Source organism: Symbiobacterium terraclitae, assembly GCF_017874315.1.
In the GTDB taxonomy this organism is placed as follows: domain Bacteria; phylum Bacillota; class Sulfobacillia; order Symbiobacteriales; family Symbiobacteriaceae; genus Symbiobacterium; species Symbiobacterium terraclitae.
The window spans coordinates 1-17,414 of sequence record NZ_JAGGLG010000047.1; the positions used below are offsets into that span (position 1 = coordinate 1).

A 17,414-nucleotide genomic window follows, 5' to 3' on the forward strand; every position below is an offset into this window, starting at 1 on the left:
TGGGCAGCCCTTGCCTTTGGCTAACGGGCTGGTGCCACCTCGCCCGTATTGGACTTTCACCAACAAGTCAGCGCCCATGCTGGGCGCACCGCGCACGAGCCGCGGGCATAACCCCGCGGCTCCGACCCGCTACCCCGCCTTCACCATCCGCGCGATGAAGAACCCGTCCGTGCCGTGGACGTGCGGCAGGAGCTGCACGTACCCCTCCGCCCGGCCTTCCCGGGAGATCGTGGGCGGCAGGTGCGCCCAGATGTCGTCGAACCGGAACTCCGGGTGGTCGGCCACGAATGCCTCCACCAGCTCCTGGTTCTCCTTCGGCTGGATCGTACAGGTCGAGTAGACCAGCGCCCCGCCGGGCTTCAGGGCCTTCGCCGCCGACTCCAGGATCGCCCGCTGAATCGGCACCAGGGCCTCCACGTCCGCCGGGCTCTTCCGCCACCGGGCGTCGGGGCGGCGGGCCAGGGTGCCCAGGCCCGAGCAGGGCAGGTCGCAGAGGACGGCGTCGGCCCGGCCGGGCATGACGTCGCCGATCTGCCGGGCGTCCAGGCAGAGGCCCTCCACGATCGTCGCCCCGAGCCGGCGGGCGTTCTGCTCGATCAGGTCCACCTTGTGCGGGTGGATGTCCACGGCGATCACCCGGCCCTGGTTGCCCATCAGCTCCGCCAGGTGGGTGGCCTTCCCGCCGGGGGCCGCCGCCACGTCGATGACCGTCCAGCCGGGCTGCGGGTCCAGGACCGCCGCGACCAGCATGGAGGACTCGTCCTGCACCGTGATCAGCCCCTGCTTCATCGCCTTCAGCCGGTCCAGCCAGGAGGCCGACGTGAGGTCGCGGATGATCAGCCCCTGCGGCGAGTGGCGGGTGGGCTCGGTCCGCACCCCCTCCTCCGCCAGGGCCGCCGCCGCCTCTTCCCGGGTCGCCTTCAGCCGGTTGACCCGGACCGTCAGCGGCGGCACCTCGTTGCCCGCCTCCAGCAGGCGGACGGCCTCGCCCCGGCCGAAGCGCTGCAGCCACTCGGCGACGAGCCAGTCCGGATAGGAGTGTTTCACCGCCAGCGCCCGGACGGGCTCGGCCTCCTCGTCGGGCCACTCGAGCTCGGGCAGCCGGCGCAGCAGGTTGCGCAGCACGCCGTTGACGAACTTGGCCACCCCGGCGTGGCCGTACTGCTTGGCCAGCTCCACGGCCTCGTCGACGGCGGCCGAATCGGGGATGCGGTCCATGTAGAGGATCTGGTAGACGGCCTCCCGCAGGATGTTGCGCACCCACGGGTCCATCTGCTCCAGGGGCCGGGAGGCCACCTGGCTGATGGCCCAGTCGAGCGTGGCCCGCCGGCGGGTGACGCCGTAGGCCAGCTCGGTGGCCAGGGCGCGCTCACGTCCCTCCAGCCCGCTGCCGGAGAGGTGATGGTCGAGGGCGAGATTGGCGTAGGCCGCCTTGACGTCGACGTCGCGCAGGGCGCGCAGCGCCGCCTCGCGGCCGGTGCGCGGGGGCTTGGGCTTGGGACGCGGCATGGGTTCGCCTCCAGTGAATGGTACTGACTCCCCGGAAAGTGTACCGCAAGCAGGGTGATCATGGCAAACCTCCACCTGCGCGCCGCCGGCATCGACGAGCGGCTCATCCCGCGGAGCGGCAGGACGAGCACCCGTCAGCCGTTTTCGCTACCCGCGGCGGTGGAAGGCGGCGAGTCGTGGGCAGCCCGCGCGCAGTGACCGTACGCCGAGGCCAAACGATGCGAAAGGGACCGTTGCCAGCGCTCGGGGGGCGCGGCCGAGTGAGGGGAGACAACAAGCAGCGTTCACCGCGTCGCCGCGGTGTGAGGGGAGACCACTGGCGACAGGGGAAGCAACTGGAAGCGGTCGCTGGGCGTGGAAGCGCCGTCACCAGGAGTTGGGGTACCCCAGCCCGACCTCGTGGTTGGCCGGCAGCGGCAGGGCATGAGACGTATACCCGAGGTCGTAGATGATCGACCCGTCGGACTCCTGGGCCATCGCGCCCCGGTCCAGCACGTAGGCCAACAGCTCCGAGGCGAACTCGTAGTGGAACCGGTCGAGCGCCGAGGTCACCTGCGGAATGCCGGCGACCTCCAGCCGCGCGTCGACGATGGCGGTGGCGGAGTCATACCGGATCACGGCCCCGCCCGCATCCCGCCCGCCGATCTCGATCGCCAGGTGCTCCTCGTTGCCTTCGACCGCCTTGACGTGGAAGGAGACTGGGACTCGGTTGATGGTAACCACCTCCGCAGGGACTGTGGGCCTAGGATTCCCGGCGGCGGGTACGGTCAACCGGTGGATGCCCCCAGCAACGTCCTGAGCACCTGTCACCACGTGCCGGTTGACCGGCGGCCTGTCCCGGAAGGCAGCCCGCCTTGGCGCAGCTGCCGGGGCTGTCGCCGGCACAGAAAAGCGTGGCGCACAGCCGTGCGCCACGCACCGGTCCTCTACGGTTCGGATCCCAGCAGCCTACTCGTCCGACGCCATGCTGCGCAGGAAGAACAGCCGCACCAGGCTCATGACCGCAGCGGCCGCGCCGGCCACGTACGTGAGCGCGGCGGCGTTCAGCACCTTCCGGGCCCCCTCGACCTCCTGGCGGGTCATGTACCCGCCGGTCTCGAGGATCTCCACCGCCCGGCTGGAGGCGTTGTACTCCACCGGCAGGGTGATGAGGTAGAAGACGACCGCGCCCAGGAAGAGGAGAATGCCGAGGTCCATCAGCCACAGGCCCCCCTGGCCGCCGAAGAAGAACCCCAGGATGACCAGGAACGGGCCGAGGCCGTCCCCGATCCGGGCCACGGGCCAGATCAGGTTGCGGACCTGCAGCGGCGTGTAGGAGAGCTCGTGCTGGATCGCATGTCCCACCTCGTGGGCCGCCACGCCGATGGCGGCGATGGAGTTGCTGTGGTAGGTCGAGTCAGAGAGACGGACGACCCTTGCCTTCGGGTCGTAGTGGTCGGAGAGGTGGCCCCGCACCCGCTCGACGGGGACGTCGGTCAGCCCGTGGCGGTCGAGGATGTCACGGGCGACCTGCGCGGCCGTCACCCCCGACCGGGTACCCACCCGCGACCACTCGTTGAACGAGCTGCGCACGCGCGCCTGCGCCCAGATGACCATGATGATGGCCGGGAGCAGAAGCACATAGGTAGGATCAAATACCATCGGGTAGAATGGTAGCACGCCAGGACCCTCCCGTTATCTTGCCAGAGTTCGCCCGGCCGGGTGGCCAGGCTTCTTTTCTATTGAGACTATGCGCAGGGGTCTCCAGGTTCGCGCCGCCTGCAGATCATCCCGCAAACCGGGTGCCCACCCGAGCACCGCCGCCGTTCACGTAGGACCATGCGTCCATGCGGCCCTTCCCGGGCGGCTGCACCTCGCGCACCAGGAGGGCGCCGTCGCCGGTGGCCACGGCGAAGCCCACCCCCCGCACCAGTTCGACCACCGTGCCGGGTTCGGCTCCCGGCGGGTGGCCGGGCAGCAGGGAAGTGCGCCATATCTTAAGCATTCCCTTTGGACCCGTCGTGTAAGCACCGGGCCACGGGTTGAGCGCCCGGATCTGGTTGTGCAGGTCCTGCGCGGGACGGGACCAGTCGATCTGCTCGTCCTCCCGCTCCAGCTTGGCGGCGTAGGTCACGCCCTCCTCCGGCTGCGGGATGCGCGGCGCATCGCCGGCCTCGATCCGGCGCAGGGTCTCCACCAGCAGTTCGGCCCCGACCTCCGCCAGCCGGTCGTGGATCTCGCCACCCGTGGCGTCCGGGCCGATGGGCACCCGGGCCGTCAGGCAGACGTCGCCGGTATCCATGCCCTCGTCCATCCACATCGTGCAGACGCCGGTCTCGGTGTCGCCCGCCATGATCGCCCGCTGAATCGGCGCCGCACCCCGCCACCGGGGCAGCAGCGAGCCGTGCACGTTGATCGACCCCAGCGGGCTGATCTCCAGCGCCTCCTTGGAGAGGATCTGCCCGTAGGCTACCACCACCGTCAGGTCGGAGCCCAGCTCCTTCAGCTGGGCGACCACCTCCGGGCGGCGCAGGCGCCGCGGCTGGAAGACCGGCAGGCCGTGGGCCAGCCCGACCTCCTTCACCGGCGACGGGCGGAGCTTCCCGCCGCGGCCGGCCGGCTTGTCCGGCTGCGTCACCACGCCCACCACCGGGTAGCCGGCGGCGAGCAGCGCCTTCAGGGACGTGGCCGCAAACTCCGGGGTGCCCATGAAGAGGATCTTCAGCAAAACTACTCCCCCTTCGCGGCCCCCGCATCGGCCTTCGCAGCGGTGCGCCGACGGGTCCGCTTCGCGCCAGCGGCAGCCGCAGCGGGCTCGGCGGCCTGATCCGCGTCGGCGCCCGTCGCGGACGCCTCGCCAGCAACCTCCGCCTCGACGCCTGCCGCGGCGGCATCGGCGGCGCCGGCCTCGTCGGCTCGTTCAGCCTCCGCGCGCGCCTGCGCAGCCTCCTCCGCCTCCTCCTCACCCTGGGGAACGGGACGGAGGTCGGTGCACTTGTCGGTGTACAGGATGCCGTCCAGGTGGTCGATCTCGTGTTGGAAGATGCGGGCCAGCCAGCCCTCGGCGTCGATCCAGACCTTCTTGCCGGTCCGGTCCAGCGCCACGACCTGCACCTTCTCGTAGCGCCACACGTCGCCCACCATGCCGGGGATCGAGAGGCAGCCCTCCGTGCCCTGCACCCAGCCCTCGGCCTTGGTGATCTCGGGGTTGATCAGCTGGTAGAGCTGGCCCGACCCGTCCTGGGGGTCGACCACGATGATCCGCTTCGAGACCCCCACCTGCGGGGCGGCCAGGCCCACTCCGGGGGCGGCGTACATCGTCTCGGTCATGTCGTCCAGCAGCTTGCGCACCGCAGCGTTGATCTTCGTAACCGGCTTCGCCTTCTTGCGCAGGACCTCAGCCGGGTCTTTCACGATTTCCAGTATGGCCATGCTTCGTTACCCTCCGTCTACCTTACTCGAATCCATCTTACACGGGCGGGCCCGGGCCTGGCCCGACAGGTCGCTTCGCACTCCCCGGGGGCCGGCGCCCGCGCTCGGTCCTACAGGATACTCATGGGGTCCACATCCACCGACAGCGCGACCGACCGGGACTTCCGCCACGTCCCCCGACGGGCGGCGAACGCCGCACGGACCTCGGCCGTCATCGTCCCGATGTCGGTCCCTTTCAGCACCAGGTGGTGCCGGTACCGGCCCCGCAGCTTCGCCAGCGGCGCGGGCGCGGGGCCGAGGATCTGCCCGCTGAACCCCCCGCTGACCAACAGCTGGTGCACCGCCCGGGCCGTCTCGATCACCGCGGCCTCCTCCTCGCCCGAGAGGACCAGGTGGATCATGTGGGCGAAGGGCGGGTAGTCCAGCTGCTCCCGGAACTTCACCTCCTCGGCGAAGAACCGGTGGTAGTCGTGCTCCGCCGCCGCCAGCAACGACGCGTGGTCCGGCTGGTACGTCTGCACGATCACCCGCCCCGGCCGCTCGCCCCGGCCGGCCCGTCCCGCCACCTGGGTCACCAGCTGGAAGGTCCGCTCGGCCGCCCGGAAGTCGGGCAGGTTCAGGCTCGTGTCGGCCAGGACCACCCCCACCAGCGTGACGTCGGGGAAGTCCAGCCCCTTGGTGATCATCTGCGTGCCCACCAGCACGTCGACCTCGCGGTTCGCGAACCGCTTGAGGATGGCCGCGTGCGAGCCCTTCCGCCGGGTGGTGTCCACGTCCATGCGGGCCACCCTGGCGCCCGGGTAGAGCCTGCGCAGCTCCTCCTCCACCCGCTCGGTGCCCGCCCCCAGGTGCCGGATCGCCTTGGAGCCGCACTTGGGGCAGACCGTGGGCACCGGGGCCGTGTGGTCGCAGTAGTGGCAGGCCAGGTGGTCGTCGCCCAGGTGGTACGTCATGGCGACGGCGCAGCTGACGCACTGGATCGCCTCGCCGCAGGTCCGGCACAGGATGAATGTATTGTAACCCCTGCGGTTCAAGAAGAGAATCGCCTGCTCCCGGGCCGCGAGCGTCTGGTCCAGCGCCTCGACCAGCGCCCGGGAGAAGATCGACCGGTTGCCGGCCCTGAGCTCCTCCCGCATGTCCACCAGGGTGACGCTGGGCATGGGCCGGTCGTCGACCCGGTGGTCCAGCGAGACCAGCCGGTAGACCCCGGTCCGGGCCAGGTGGAACGACTCCAGTGCCGGCGTCGCCGACCCCAGCACCAGCAGCGCACCCTCGAGCCGGGCCCGCTCGGCCGCCACCTCCCGGGCGTGGTAGGCCGGCGGCGGCGACTCCTGCTTGTAGGACTGCTCGTGCTCCTCGTCGATGATGATGAGCCCCACGTTCTCGAAAGGCGCGAACACGGCTGACCGCGCGCCGACGACGATCGAGACCTCGCCCCGGCGGATCCGCTGCCACTCGTCGAACTTCTCCCCCGCCGACAGGGCGGAGTGGAGCACCGCGACCTCGCCGCCGAAGCGCGCCCGGAACCGCTGGATCATCTGCGGTGTCAGCGAGATCTCGGGCACGAGGCAGATGGCGTTCCGCCCCATCTCCCGCACCATGGCGATGGCCCTGAGGTAGAGCTCGGTCTTGCCGGAGCCGGTCACGCCGTGGATCAGCACCGGCTGCCGGAAGCCCGGCGGGGCGATCAGCTCCTGGCGGATGGAGTCCAGCGCCTGCTGCTGCTCGGGGGTGAGCACGGGCGGCGGCGTCGGGATGACCTGCTCGCCGGCGAAGGGATCGCGCCGGCGGGCCACCCGGCCTGCCACCAGCCACCCCTTCTCCAGGGCCACCTTGATCGGCCCGGCGATGGACTCGCCCAGGTCGGCCAGCACCTGCGCCCGCTCGGCCTCGCCCCCGACCCGCGCCATATAGGTGAGCAGCTCGGCCTGGCGGGGAGCCCGCCTGCCCAGCTGCTCCACCAGGGCCTCCACGTCGTCCACGTTCAGCCTGTAGCTGGTGATCGTGAGCGTGCGCACCTCCTGCCGGCGCGCCTCGGGCGGCAGCAGGAGCCGCAGCGCGGCGGGGAAGGTGGAGAGGTACCGGTCGGCCGTCCACCGGGCCAGCTGCACCAGCGGGGCCGGAATCGGCGGGATCTCGGGCAGGAGGCCGGCGATCTCCTTCAGGGCGACGCCCTCCGGCGCCCGCTCGGCCGGGCCCACGTAGAGGCCCACCATCCGCTGGTGGCCGAAGGGCACCCGCACCCACTGCCCGGGCTGCAGCCGCCCGGCCAGGCTGCGGGGCACGAGGTAGGTGAAGAGCTTGTCGGTCCCCTCAGCCGTCACGTCGACGGCGACCTGGGCGAACTCGGCGCCCGCTTCCACCCGCGGGCCGCCCGCGCCCATCCCATCCCGCTCACGCATCGCCGTGCGCCCCGCCCTCCAGCAGCGCCGCAGCACGGTCCAGGATGCGGTCGGCGACCTCCCGCTTGGTCATGAGGGGCAGCTCCTCGGCGCCGTCCGGCGTGACGAAGACGACCCGGTTGGTCTCGGTGCCGAAGCCCGCGCCCTCCGCCGTCACGTCGTTGGCCACGACGAAGTCGGCATGCTTGCTCACCAGCTTCTGCCGGGCGTTCTCCAGCAGGTGCTCCGTCTCGGCGGCAAAGGCGACGGTCACCTGGCCGGGGCGCTTGCGCCGCCCCAGCTCGGCGATGATGTCGGGGTTCTTCACCAGGGTGACCGTCAGCTCGTCGCCCGCCTTCTTGATCTTCTCCGGCGCCACGGTCGCGGGCCGGTAGTCGGCCGGCGCGGCCGCCGCCACGGTGATGTCCGCCGTCGGGAACTCGGCGAGGCAGGCCTCCAGCATCTGCAGGCAGGACTCGACGGCCACCACCCGGACCCCCTGCGGCGGCTCCAGGCTGGTGGGCCCGCTGACCAGCACCACCTCCGCCCCCCGGGCCGCAGCAGCCGCGGCGATGGCGTAACCCATCCGCCCGGTGGAGCGGTTGCCGATAAACCGGACCGGGTCGAAGGGCTCCCGGGTCGTACCGGCGGTCACCAGCACTCTGCGGCCCGCCAGGTCCCGGGTGCGCGCCCCGGCGCCCTCAGCACCCGCACAGCCAGCGCCCGGTGCGGGGTTTCCCCCCAGCAGCGCCAGCGCCCGCTCGACGATGGCCGCGGGCTCCGGCAGCCGGCCCTTGCCCATCAGCCCCGAGGCGAGGCGGCCCTCCTCGGGCTCCATGATCGTCCAGCCCAGGTCGGCCAGGATGCGCAGGTTCCGCTGCGTCAGGGGGTTGGCGTACATCTCCGCCTCCATCGCCGGCGCCAGCAGCACCGGGCAGCGCACGCCCAGCGCGGTGACGGTGATCCAGTCGCCCGCGTGGCCGCCGGCCAGCCGGGCGATGGTGTTGGCGGTGGCCGGGGCCACGATGAGCAGGTCGGCGCGGTGCGTCAGCGTCACGTGGTCCACGTGGCCGTGCACCTGCTCGCCCATCAGGTCGACCTTCACCGGATTGCCTGAGATGGCCTGGAACGTGAGCGGGGCCACCAGCCGGGTGGCCGCCTCCGTCATGAGCACATGGACCTCCGCGCCCAGCTTCACCAGCCGGGAGCAGATCTCCACCGCCTTGTAGGCGGCAATTCCGCCGCTGACCCCGAGCAGGACCGTCTTCCCTTGCAGCATCGCCGACCCTTCCTTTGCGGTCAACTTGCCGGAAACAGATCGAAGAGGGCGCCCGGGGCGGGCGCCCTCAACGGGCGGACAGGTAGGACTCAACCGAGCTGGGTGGGCTTGCCGCGCTCGAAGAAGAGCTTGCCGGCGCCCAACTCCTCCAGCGCTATGGTAACAGGCTTGTTGGACTGGGACTCGACCAGCTTCGGCTTGCCGTCCTGCAGGTCCCGCGCCCGGCGGGCCGCCAGGATCACAAGCGTGTACTTGGAGTCCACCAGATCCATCAGCTGATCAAGAGAGGGCTTGATCATTCTTCCGTGAGCGCTCCCTTCTCAAGCAGAGTCTGGATCAGCAAGGCCCCACCCCGCGCCGTGCGGGCCTTCTCGGCCGTGATGATGGCCCTCAGCTCCGCGACGGCCCGGTTGAGGTCGTCGTTGACGATCACGTAGTCGTAGGTGAGGCCCTCCCGGATCCACTCGGGGGCCTCGGCCAGACGCCGGGCGACCGCCTCCGGCGTCTCGGTACCCCGGGCGGCGATGCGCTGGCGCAGCGCCTCCAGCGAGGGCGGGAGGACGAACACGGAGACGGCGTCGGGGTAGTGCTCACGCACGGCCCTGGCGCCCACCCGGTCGATGTCCAGGATCACGTCCTGCCCCCGCGCCGTCACTTCCTCCACGTACGAGCGGGGGGTGCCGTAGTAGTTGCCGTAGACCTCGGCCCACTCCAGGAACTCGCCGGCGGCGATGCGGCGCTGGAACTCCTCGCGGGAGATGAAGTAATACTCCACGCCGTCCACCTCGCCGGGACGCTTGGGCCGGGTGGTGCAGGAGACCGAAAAGCGAATATCCGGATTTCCGGCCAGCAGGGCGCGGCAGATGGTGCCCTTCCCCACGGCCGACGGGCCCGTGACCACGATCAGGAGACCCCGTGGATTGCTGGGCATGGTTATGCTTCGCCCTCTTCTTCTGCGTCGTCGCTGATGCTGCTGGCTTCCTTGGCGGTGAGCCGGTTGGCCACGGTCTCGGGCTGAACGGCCGAGAGCACCACGTGGTCGGAGTCGGTGATGACGACCGCCCGCGTGCGCCGGCCGTATGTCGCATCGATCAGTGTTCCCTTGTCGCGCGCTTCGGAGATGATGCGCTTGATGGGGGCGGACTCCGGACTCACGATCGCAACGATCCGGTTCGCGGCAACGATGTTGCCAAAGCCGATGTTGACCAGCTTGATCTCTCCCACAGCCCGGGCCTCCCTCTTGCTTGCACCATTACTCGAGATTCTGTACCTGTTCCCTGATCTTCTCCAGCTCGCTCTTGGCCTCTACCACAGCCGCGGTGAGCACTGCGTCGTTGGCCTTGGAGCCGATGGTGTTGACCTCGCGCCCCAGCTCCTGCACCAGGAAGTCCAGCTTCCGGCCCACGGCCTCGTCGGACCGGAGCGCCTGCCGGAACTGGGCGATGTGGCTGGCCAGGCGCTGGGTCTCCTCGGTGATGTCCGCCCGGTCGGCGAACAGGGCGACCTCCTGGGCCAGCCGCTGCGGGTCCACCGGATTGGTGGGCGGCAGCAGCTCCTCCAGCCGGCGGGTCAGCCGCTGGCGGTACTCCTCGACGACCTCCGGCGCCCGGGCCGCCGCGGCGGCGCGGAAAGAGTCGATGCGGGCAATCCGCTGCTCCAGGTCGGCCGCCAGGGCCTCCCCCTCCCGCTCGCGCATCGCGATCAGCCGGGAGACCGCCTCGTCGAGGGCCGGTTCCATCACGGCCCAGATCTGCTCGTCGGTCACCGTCCCTTCCGAAACGGAGAGGACCTCGGGCAGTCTCGCCAGCGTATCGAGCGATATCTCCGGATTGCTCCCAATCTCTTCCGCTAGCTGCCTCAAAGCATTATAATACGCCAGGGCCAGGTTCTTGTCAACCTTTGCCTCCCTTGCCCCCGCCGAGGGTTCCCAGGCGACATATACCTCCAGCCGGCCGCGGTTCACCCGGCCGAGGATGCGCTTGCGGGCCGGGTCCTCCAGTGCGCTGAACTGGCGCGGCATGCGGAACACGACCTCGGAGAAGCGGTGGTTCACCGCCTTGATCTCCACCGTGATCTTGCCCGCCTCACCCTCGGCCTCGCCGCGGCCGAAACCGGTCATGCTGCGTACCAAACGCGTGGCGACCTCCTCTGCGGCGGGCACGCTGCCGCCCGCCGTTCTGTGTGAGACTTCATCAAGATCGGTTCGCTACTTCAAAAACCCCTTCCTCCTCAGCGTACCCAGGATTCTCCCCCGAAAGCCAGGAACCCCCTCCGCAGTCGCATTGCGGAGGGGGTCCGGCCTTCACGGCGTGGTCTCGACTCCCTGGCCGGGCGAGGTGGTGCCAGTCCCGCCGGCCCGGGTGCCCGGCGCCGGCATCCGGGTCGCGCCCGGAGTTGGCGCCCCGGGTGTCGGCGTGCCGGGTGTGGTCATGCCAGGCGTTCTCGTCCCGGGAGCGGTGGTTCCGGGAGCTGGCGTCCCCGGATTGGTCGTGCCGGGGGGCCGGGTGCCAGCCGGGGCGTTGGTGTTGAGCCTGCGGACGTCGGCCCCGGGGCCGGCCGAGGTCGCCCGCTGCGAGATGGCGGTCAGTTCGCCCATGAACTCCGTGATCGGGCGCCCGGAGCGCACGGCCGCCGTGATCTGGGCCAGACGGCTCCGGTCGTTTGCGTCGTTCACCACGCGGATGTCCGCCACCCGCGGGCAGGCGATGCGGATCCGCTCCACCGGGTTCAGCCGGTTGACGGCTGGCGAGCCGACCGCGCCGTACCGGGCCGCGGTCCCGGCGTTGGCACGGGTGCCTGCGGGCGTCCCGGTGCCCATCCGGGTCGCGGCGGCGCCGCCCGTGCCCGCAGCCGTGCGGTTGCCAACGGGCGCACCCGCGCCGGGAAGCGTGCCGGTGTCGGCGGTCCCGCCACCCACGTGCGTGCGGTTACCGGCGGCCGTTCCCGTACCCGCCATCGTGCGGTTGCCGGCTGTGGCCCCGGCGCCCGTGACCGTGCGGTTGCCCGGCGCGGTCGCTGCCCCCGCGCTCGTACCGCTGCCGTCGGCAGTCATCGGGGTGCCTGCGGCCGCGCCGATGCGGGTGTCGCCCAGGGTCGGATCCGTGCGGGGGGTCACGCCCGCCAGGGGCATGCCGTCATCGGTGCCCACGCCGGCGGCCGTGCCCGCCCCGGTCTGGGCATTGATGCCCGCCGCGATCCCGTTGCCGGTGCCCTGGCCCGCGCCGGTCGCCGCGCTGCCCGTGCGCGGGGCGGCAGGCGCAGGCGTGATCCGGGCCGTCCCGACGCCCGTGGTGCCGGTCACGGGGATGTTCTGGGACTCGCCGGGCAGGGCGACCAGGGCAACGTTGCCGATGATCAGGCCGTTGGCGGTGACGTTCCGGTTGATCCCGGTGACCGCACCGCCCCAGTAGGCGGCGGTGTCCACGGTGTTGCCCAGGGCCGCGGCGCACTGGTCGTTGTCGCCTGTGGTGGTGAAGACGGTGCTCTGGTTCAGTCGGTTCGCATTCTGCGGCTGGGCAGTACACCCGGCGGCCATGACCGCGGCCGCCGTGGCGAGGCCGAGCCACTTCGCAAGTGGTAAGCGCTTCACGGCCGATCTCCCTTCCTGCAGGACTTGCTGCGTGGCGTGCGCGGGCACGCCTGCATGCGCGACCTGCGGATAGGTTGACCGGAAACGGCGAACGCTATGCTTCCTCCTCGATGTGCACGCGTGCGCGCAGCGGCCGGCCGAACAGAATCAGGCGGCGGACGGCGACGATCACCTCGCCGGCGCTGGCCAGGAGCAGCACCACCAGCCACTGCCAGAGCTGAAGCGGCGCGGTGCCGAAGACTTTGGCCAGCGGCGGCCAGTAGACGGCCAGCAGCAGCGCGGTGACCGACGACGCCACGGCGGCGACGAGCCAGGGATTGGAAGAGAGCGGCGTCTCCCAGATCGCCCGCCGCTCGGAGCGGCAGTCGAACACGTGGATCAGCTGGGCGCAGACCAGGGTCGCCAGCGCCATGGTGCGGGCCGGGCCGAGGATCGCCGGGTCGTCGTACGGCGCCACCCCGGGCGTGCCCGGCAGGGCGAAGAAGGCGATGAGGAAGGCCGTGAGGGTGCCCAGGCCGATCAGCACCCCGCGCCCCAGCACCTTGATGCCCAGGCGGCGGGCGAAGACGCCCTCGTCGGGCCTGCGCGGCGGCCGGCGCATCACGTCGGGGTCTGTCGGGTCGACGCCCAGCGCCATCGCCGGCAGCCCGTCGGTGACGAGGTTGACGAACAGGATCTGGATCGGCAGGAGCGGCAGCGGCATGCGCATGATCGCGGCCAGGAACATCGTCAGGACCTCGCCGGTGTTGCAGGACAGGAGATAGCGGATGAACTTGCGGATGTTGTCGTAGATTCCCCGGCCTTCCTCCACGGCGGCGACGATCGTCGCGTAGTTGTCGTCGGCGAGGATCATGGCCGACGCCTCCTTCGTGACGTCGGTGCCCGTCCGGCCCATGGCGATGCCGATGTCGGCCTCCTTCACCGCCGGCGCGTCGTTGACCCCGTCGCCGGTCATCGCCACCACCTCGCCCAGCGCCTTGAGCGCCCGGACGATCTGCAGCTTGTGCTGCGGCGAGACCCGGGCGAAGACCCGGCACTCCTGCACCGCCTCGATGAGCTGCGAGTCGGTCATCCGGTCGAGGTCCCGCCCGGTCAGCGCCTGCCCGTTGGGCCCGACGATGCCCAGCTCCCGGGCCACGGCCAGGGCGGTGGCCGGGTGGTCGCCGGTGATCATCACCGTGCGGATGCCCGCCCGGCTGGCCTCCGCCACGGCCTTCTTCACCTCGGGCCGCGGCGGGTCGATCATGCCGAAGAGGCCCAGGAAGACCAGGTCCCGCTCCAGCAGCGCCGAGGCCTGGTCGGTGGTGAGTTCTCTCAGGTCCTCAAACCCCTGTCCCAGGGCGATCGGGTCCTCCCTCCGGGCCGGGAGCCCAGCCTCCTTGGCCGGCGCTTTCGCTCCCTTGGCCGGCGCCACAGCACCCGTGGCGGGCGCGCTTGCTCCCATAGCCGGGGCTCCCGTACCCGTGGCCGGCGCGCTTGCTCCCATGCCCGGCGCTCCCGTACCCGTGGCAGGCGCGCTTGCTCCCATGGCCGGCGCTCCCGTACCCGTGGCAGGCGCGCTTGCTCCGGGGGCTCCCGTACCCGTGGCAGGCGCCCCCGCTCCCTTGGCCAGCGGCCGGGGGCGGAAGGCGACGGCCAGGACCCGCAGGGCCTCGTCGGCCATGCGCTGGTTCTCGTCGAGGATCGCCTGGCGGTCCTCGTCGGTGAGGGGCACGATCCGCCCGTCCCGAAGGATGTGGGTGGAGAGCTCGAGGATCACGTCCGGCGCGCCCTTGACGTGCACCGTGACGCCGCCGGCCTCGTCGGCGGTGAGCACGCTCATCCGCCGCCGCTCCGACTCGAAGGGGACCTCGAGGAGCCGCGGGCACCGGTCGTGCAGGACGGCCAGGCGGTAGCCGCCCTTCTGCGCCGCCACGACCAGCGCGCCCTCCGTGGGGTCGCCCTGGATGGCGTACTCACCCTTCGCCGCTGCCCCGGCGACAGGTCGACTGAGCATCCCCGCTGCGCCCGGGCCGCCGCGGCCGCCCTTCCGCCTGCTGCGCCGGCTGGGTGCGACCTGGACCAGCCGGGCGTTGGAGCAGAGGGCCGCCGACTTCAGCGCCTGGGCCAGGTCGGGCTCCTCCTGCGCGCTCACGGGGACGTCCCCCCGGAGGAACTCGCCCGCCGGGCGGTAGCCGTCGCCGGTCACGACGTAGCGCCGGCCGCCCGCCCAGGCGGCCCGCACCATCATCTCGTTCTTGGTGAGGGTGCCGGTCTTGTCCGAGCAGATGACGGTGGCGCAGCCCAGGGTCTCCACCGCCTGGAGCTTCCGGACGATCGCGTTGCGCCGGATCATCCGCTGCACGCCGAGGGCGAGGGCGACGGTGACGATGGCCGGCAGCCCCTCGGGGATGGCGGCCACGGCCAGCGACACGCCCGCCAGGAAGAGCTGCGAGAGCCCGGAGCGGGTCAGCGCCTCCTCCCGCAGCAGGCCGGCCAGCACCACGATGGCGCAGACCGCCAGGCAGGCCGCCACCAGCCACTTGCCCAGCTGGGCCAGCCGCTTCTGCAGCGGCGTCTCCTCCTCGCCCACCTCCTGGATGAGGTTGGCGATGCGGCCCATCTCGGTCTGCATGCCGGTGGCGACCACGATGGCGGTCCCCCGGCCCCGGGTGGCGGTGGTGCCCATGTAGAGCATGTTGCGCCGGTCGCCCAGGGGGGCGTCGGGCCCGCCGGTCCAGGCCGCCGACTTGCGCACCGGCAGCGACTCCCCGGTGAGCGCCGACTCCTCCACCTCCAGGCCGGTCGCCTCCACCAGGCGGGCGTCCGCCGGGATGCGGTCGCCCGCCTCCAGCAGCACCAGGTCGCCGGGCACGAGGTCGCGCGCGGCGACCGTCATCTCCTGACCACCGCGCCGGACGCGGGCCGTGGGCGCCGTCAGGTCTTTCAGCGCCTCGAGTGAACGCTCAGCCCGGAACTCCTGCACGAAGCCGAGCACGGCGTTCAGGATCACGATCACGACGATGGTGATGGCATCCGCCGTCTCGCCCATGCCGTAGGAGATGGCGGTCGCCACCAGGAGCACGACGACCATGAAATCCTGAAACTGCGCCAGCAGGATGCGCCACCAGGGGACCCGGGGCGCCCCCGCCAGCAGGTTGGGGCCGAACTCGTCCAACCGCCGCCGGCACTCCATCTCGGAGAGGCCGGCGGCCGCGTCGCTTCCGAGGGCGGCAGAGACCTCGTCCGCCCCCATCTGGTGCCAGGGTTTCGACATGCGGGCTTCACCTCTGTCCAACCGTACGCTGGAGGACAGAGGGGTAGACCGGGCGCGCGGACAACCGCGCCTACCCCGGCCACGCGGCCGGGGTAGGCGGCCTAGCGCCTGCTCAACAGTCGTGAGAGCAGCCCGCGCCTTGCACCGTCAAAATCCAGCCGGATCACCGGCCCGGGGCGGTCCAGCACCGAGTTCGTGTGCCGGACGGGGATCTGCTCCGCATCCGAGCAGCCGAACGTGTCGCCGTCGTTCATTACGGGCCCGTGGGTGCAGAGGTAGTAGGCTGCGTCAAAGACCCTCCCGACCAGGTCAAACGGCTGCATGCGGCTCGAACTGCCCTCCACCTCCCGCACGCCAAACGCGTCAAGGCCGGAGGTCACCACGAACTGCTTGTCGGCGTCTCGCATCAGGATGAAGTTGACCCACAGCTGGAGCGGCAGGTCGTCCGTGGACGCCCCGGCCGCGTGCTCCCGGAAGTACTCGGCCGGCTGGATGACCCCCAGCGGCCCCCAGAGGACGGCCAGCGCGTCAGCAGCCTCGCTCAGCGCCGCGACAAAGTCAGTGAGCAGGAGGTGGCGGCGGATCGGGTCGCCCCAATCCCCCTGGAAGGCGACGATCAGATGGGCCCGATGCTGCCTGCAGACCTCAGTACCCTCGGGCCAGAACGCGTTCCGTGCGCAGGCGGCCTCCCACGCGGCCTGCGGGACCGGACCGGGGATCAGGCCCATCTTCACCGACTGGCCGTTCACGGTGAAGATGCGGCTGTCATCCGCCTGCCCCTCGACCGGGCCATCCCACCGCACGTGGTAGCGCTCTCCACAGCGGCTCTCCAGGCAGCTGGCGATGGCTTCCGGGTCTGGCATGGCCGGCTCACGCAGGAGCACCATGACGACGAGCGGTCGGTTGCGGCGATCCATTCCGGCACCTCCCAAGGGACCACTACCTGCCGAACAACCGTGACAGCAACCCGCGCCTTCCGGCGTCAAAATCGATCCGGATCACCGGACCGGGACGGTCCAGGACCGAGTCGGTGTGCCGGACGGGGATCCGCTCCCTCGCCGACCCGCCGACCGTGTCGCCGTCCTTCAGAACGGGGCCGTGGGTGCAGAGGTAGTGGGCGACGCAAAGGAGCCTGTCAAACAGTTCGTCCGGCTTCAGGCGGGCCGAACCGACCTCCACCTCCATCACCCCGAAGGCGTCCAGGCCAGTGGTCACCATGAAGAACTTGCCTTCATGCCTGACCGGCTCGAAGTCCACCCACAGCGGCAGCGGAAGGCTGTCCTCGGACGCCTTGGAAGCCAGCTCCCGGAAGAGTTCAGCCGACCGCAGCGCTCCGTGCCGCCCCCACAGGATCCCCAGCCCGTCCACCGCCTCGCTCACGGCGGCGACGAAGTCTGTGAACAGCAGGTGGCGGTCGATGGGGTCATCCTGATCCCACATGAGGCTGATGATCAGGTGGGCCCGGTGCTGCCGGAGGACCTTCGCAGCCTGGGGCCAGTACCGGTGGTTTGCGCAGCCCTCCTCCCAGTCGCCCGGCGGGATGGGCGCGCGCATCAGGGCGACGACGACCTGCCGGCCGTTCAAGGAGTAGAAGCGGGTGCCGTCCGCGGCCTCGTCCCACCTCAGCTCGTAGCGGCAGCTGGAGCGGGCCCTCAGGCGGGCGGCGACGGCTTTGGGGTCCGGCTCCACCGGTTCACGCAGGAACATCATGGCCATCAGCGGAGAGTTCTGCTTGTCCATTCAAGTACCTCCGGATCAGTTTCCTCTCACTTCTCGATCTGTTTCGTGAATTCCTTTTCTACCCTGACATTTCAACGTCGCACACACAGACGGAATCACACAAGAAAAAGGGACCGCCAGCGGTCCCTTTTCAGGTTGCAGACAAAGGCGCCTCTGGTGGCCGCAGGTCGGCTCACGAGAGGCGCTTGGTGGTATGTAGTGCCAGATAAAGGACCGGCTAAGCCTCTTTGGAGTGTTGTCGAGCGGTGA

At 70.8% G+C, this 17,414-nt stretch carries 16 protein-coding genes; 1 reads left to right on the plus strand and 15 read right to left on the minus strand.

Annotation, left to right across the window (positions count from 1 at the left end):
- Positions 1–129: 129 nt before the first annotated feature.
- Positions 130–1,509, minus strand: coding sequence for a 16S rRNA (cytosine(967)-C(5))-methyltransferase RsmB (gene rsmB, locus J2Z79_RS17420; protein ID WP_209468176.1), 1,380 nt, complete (start codon positions 1,507–1,509; stop codon positions 130–132).
- 60 nt (positions 1,510–1,569) lie between these two features.
- On the opposite strand from rsmB, the gene J2Z79_RS17425 reads away from it, so the two are divergent.
- A complete protein-coding gene (locus J2Z79_RS17425; protein ID WP_209468177.1) occupies positions 1,570–1,707 on the plus strand; it encodes a hypothetical protein in 138 nt (45 codons plus the stop codon).
- Positions 1,708–1,875: 168 nt separating this feature from the next.
- On the opposite strand, the gene J2Z79_RS17430 is transcribed toward J2Z79_RS17425, so the two are convergent.
- From J2Z79_RS17430 to J2Z79_RS17495, 14 genes are all read right to left on the minus strand, one after another.
- Complete coding sequence (locus J2Z79_RS17430; RefSeq protein ID WP_209468178.1) at positions 1,876–2,280, minus strand: hypothetical protein; 405 nt, start codon at positions 2,278–2,280, stop codon at positions 1,876–1,878.
- 177 nt (positions 2,281–2,457) lie between these two features.
- Positions 2,458–3,150: a zinc metallopeptidase gene (locus J2Z79_RS17435; protein ID WP_209468191.1), complete on the minus strand. Its 693-nt coding sequence runs from the start codon at positions 3,148–3,150 to the stop codon at positions 2,458–2,460.
- A 124-nt stretch (positions 3,151–3,274) separates the two neighbouring features.
- The gene (gene fmt, locus J2Z79_RS17440) at positions 3,275–4,213 is read right to left on the minus strand and encodes a methionyl-tRNA formyltransferase (protein WP_425353543.1); all 939 of its coding nucleotides are present in this window, start codon (positions 4,211–4,213) and stop codon (positions 3,275–3,277) included.
- Between the two features lie 5 nt (positions 4,214–4,218).
- Positions 4,219–4,920: a peptide deformylase gene (gene def, locus J2Z79_RS17445; RefSeq protein ID WP_209468180.1), complete on the minus strand. Its 702-nt coding sequence runs from the start codon at positions 4,918–4,920 to the stop codon at positions 4,219–4,221.
- 110 nt (positions 4,921–5,030) lie between these two features.
- Positions 5,031–7,322 carry a primosomal protein N' gene (priA, locus tag J2Z79_RS17450; protein WP_209468181.1) on the minus strand — a complete coding sequence of 764 codons (2,292 nt, stop codon included), beginning with the start codon at positions 7,320–7,322 and terminating at the stop codon, positions 5,031–5,033.
- A complete protein-coding gene (gene coaBC / locus J2Z79_RS17455) occupies positions 7,315–8,580 on the minus strand; it encodes a bifunctional phosphopantothenoylcysteine decarboxylase/phosphopantothenate--cysteine ligase CoaBC (RefSeq protein WP_209468182.1) in 1,266 nt (421 codons plus the stop codon). Before coaBC ends, priA begins: the two co-directional genes overlap by 8 nt.
- 89 nt (positions 8,581–8,669) lie before the next feature.
- The gene (rpoZ, locus tag J2Z79_RS17460; RefSeq protein WP_209468183.1) at positions 8,670–8,879 is read right to left on the minus strand and encodes a DNA-directed RNA polymerase subunit omega; all 210 of its coding nucleotides are present in this window, start codon (positions 8,877–8,879) and stop codon (positions 8,670–8,672) included.
- Positions 8,876–9,511: a guanylate kinase gene (gmk, locus tag J2Z79_RS17465; protein WP_209468184.1), complete on the minus strand. Its 636-nt coding sequence runs from the start codon at positions 9,509–9,511 to the stop codon at positions 8,876–8,878. Before gmk ends, rpoZ begins: the two co-directional genes overlap by 4 nt.
- Positions 9,512–9,513: 2 nt before the next feature.
- A complete protein-coding gene (gene remA / locus J2Z79_RS17470) occupies positions 9,514–9,804 on the minus strand; it encodes an extracellular matrix/biofilm regulator RemA (protein ID WP_209468185.1) in 291 nt (96 codons plus the stop codon).
- 28 nt (positions 9,805–9,832) lie between these two features.
- Entirely contained in the window at positions 9,833–10,711 is an 879-nt protein-coding gene (locus J2Z79_RS17475; RefSeq protein WP_209468186.1) for a YicC/YloC family endoribonuclease, read from the minus strand.
- Positions 10,712–10,882: 171 nt separating this feature from the next.
- Complete coding sequence (locus tag J2Z79_RS17480) at positions 10,883–12,169, minus strand: hypothetical protein (protein ID WP_209468187.1); 1,287 nt, start codon at positions 12,167–12,169, stop codon at positions 10,883–10,885.
- A 94-nt stretch (positions 12,170–12,263) separates the two neighbouring features.
- Positions 12,264–15,425, minus strand: a complete 3,162-nt coding sequence (locus tag J2Z79_RS17485) for an HAD-IC family P-type ATPase (protein WP_209468188.1) — start codon at positions 15,423–15,425, stop codon at positions 12,264–12,266.
- Between the two features lie 101 nt (positions 15,426–15,526).
- Positions 15,527–16,342, minus strand: a complete 816-nt coding sequence (locus tag J2Z79_RS17490; RefSeq protein WP_209468189.1) for a DUF4261 domain-containing protein — start codon at positions 16,340–16,342, stop codon at positions 15,527–15,529.
- A 22-nt stretch (positions 16,343–16,364) separates the two neighbouring features.
- Complete coding sequence (locus J2Z79_RS17495; RefSeq protein ID WP_209468190.1) at positions 16,365–17,165, minus strand: DUF4261 domain-containing protein; 801 nt, start codon at positions 17,163–17,165, stop codon at positions 16,365–16,367.
- Positions 17,166–17,414: the final 249 nt, after the last annotated feature.

What these genes read in the sequence shown, in the direction of transcription:
- J2Z79_RS17425 (WP_209468177.1), top strand. Translation starts at nt 1,570, where the DNA reads ATGGCAAACCTCCACCTGCGCGCCGCCGGCATCGACGAGCGGCTCATC.
- coaBC (WP_209468182.1), bottom strand. Translation starts at nt 8,580, where the DNA reads ATGCTGCAAGGGAAGACGGTCCTGCTCGGGGTCAGCGGCGGAATTGCC.
- J2Z79_RS17490 (WP_209468189.1), bottom strand. Translation starts at nt 16,342, where the DNA reads ATGGATCGCCGCAACCGACCGCTCGTCGTCATGGTGCTCCTGCGTGAG.
- gmk (WP_209468184.1), bottom strand. Translation starts at nt 9,511, where the DNA reads ATGCCCAGCAATCCACGGGGTCTCCTGATCGTGGTCACGGGCCCGTCG.
- J2Z79_RS17435 (WP_209468191.1), bottom strand. Translation starts at nt 3,150, where the DNA reads ATGGTATTTGATCCTACCTATGTGCTTCTGCTCCCGGCCATCATCATG.
- J2Z79_RS17495 (WP_209468190.1), bottom strand. Translation starts at nt 17,165, where the DNA reads ATGGACAAGCAGAACTCTCCGCTGATGGCCATGATGTTCCTGCGTGAA.
- rpoZ (WP_209468183.1), bottom strand. Translation starts at nt 8,879, where the DNA reads ATGATCAAGCCCTCTCTTGATCAGCTGATGGATCTGGTGGACTCCAAG.
- def (WP_209468180.1), bottom strand. Translation starts at nt 4,920, where the DNA reads ATGGCCATACTGGAAATCGTGAAAGACCCGGCTGAGGTCCTGCGCAAG.
- rsmB (WP_209468176.1), bottom strand. Translation starts at nt 1,509, where the DNA reads ATGCCGCGTCCCAAGCCCAAGCCCCCGCGCACCGGCCGCGAGGCGGCG.
- J2Z79_RS17485 (WP_209468188.1), bottom strand. Translation starts at nt 15,425, where the DNA reads ATGTCGAAACCCTGGCACCAGATGGGGGCGGACGAGGTCTCTGCCGCC.
- priA (WP_209468181.1), bottom strand. Translation starts at nt 7,322, where the DNA reads ATGCGTGAGCGGGATGGGATGGGCGCGGGCGGCCCGCGGGTGGAAGCG.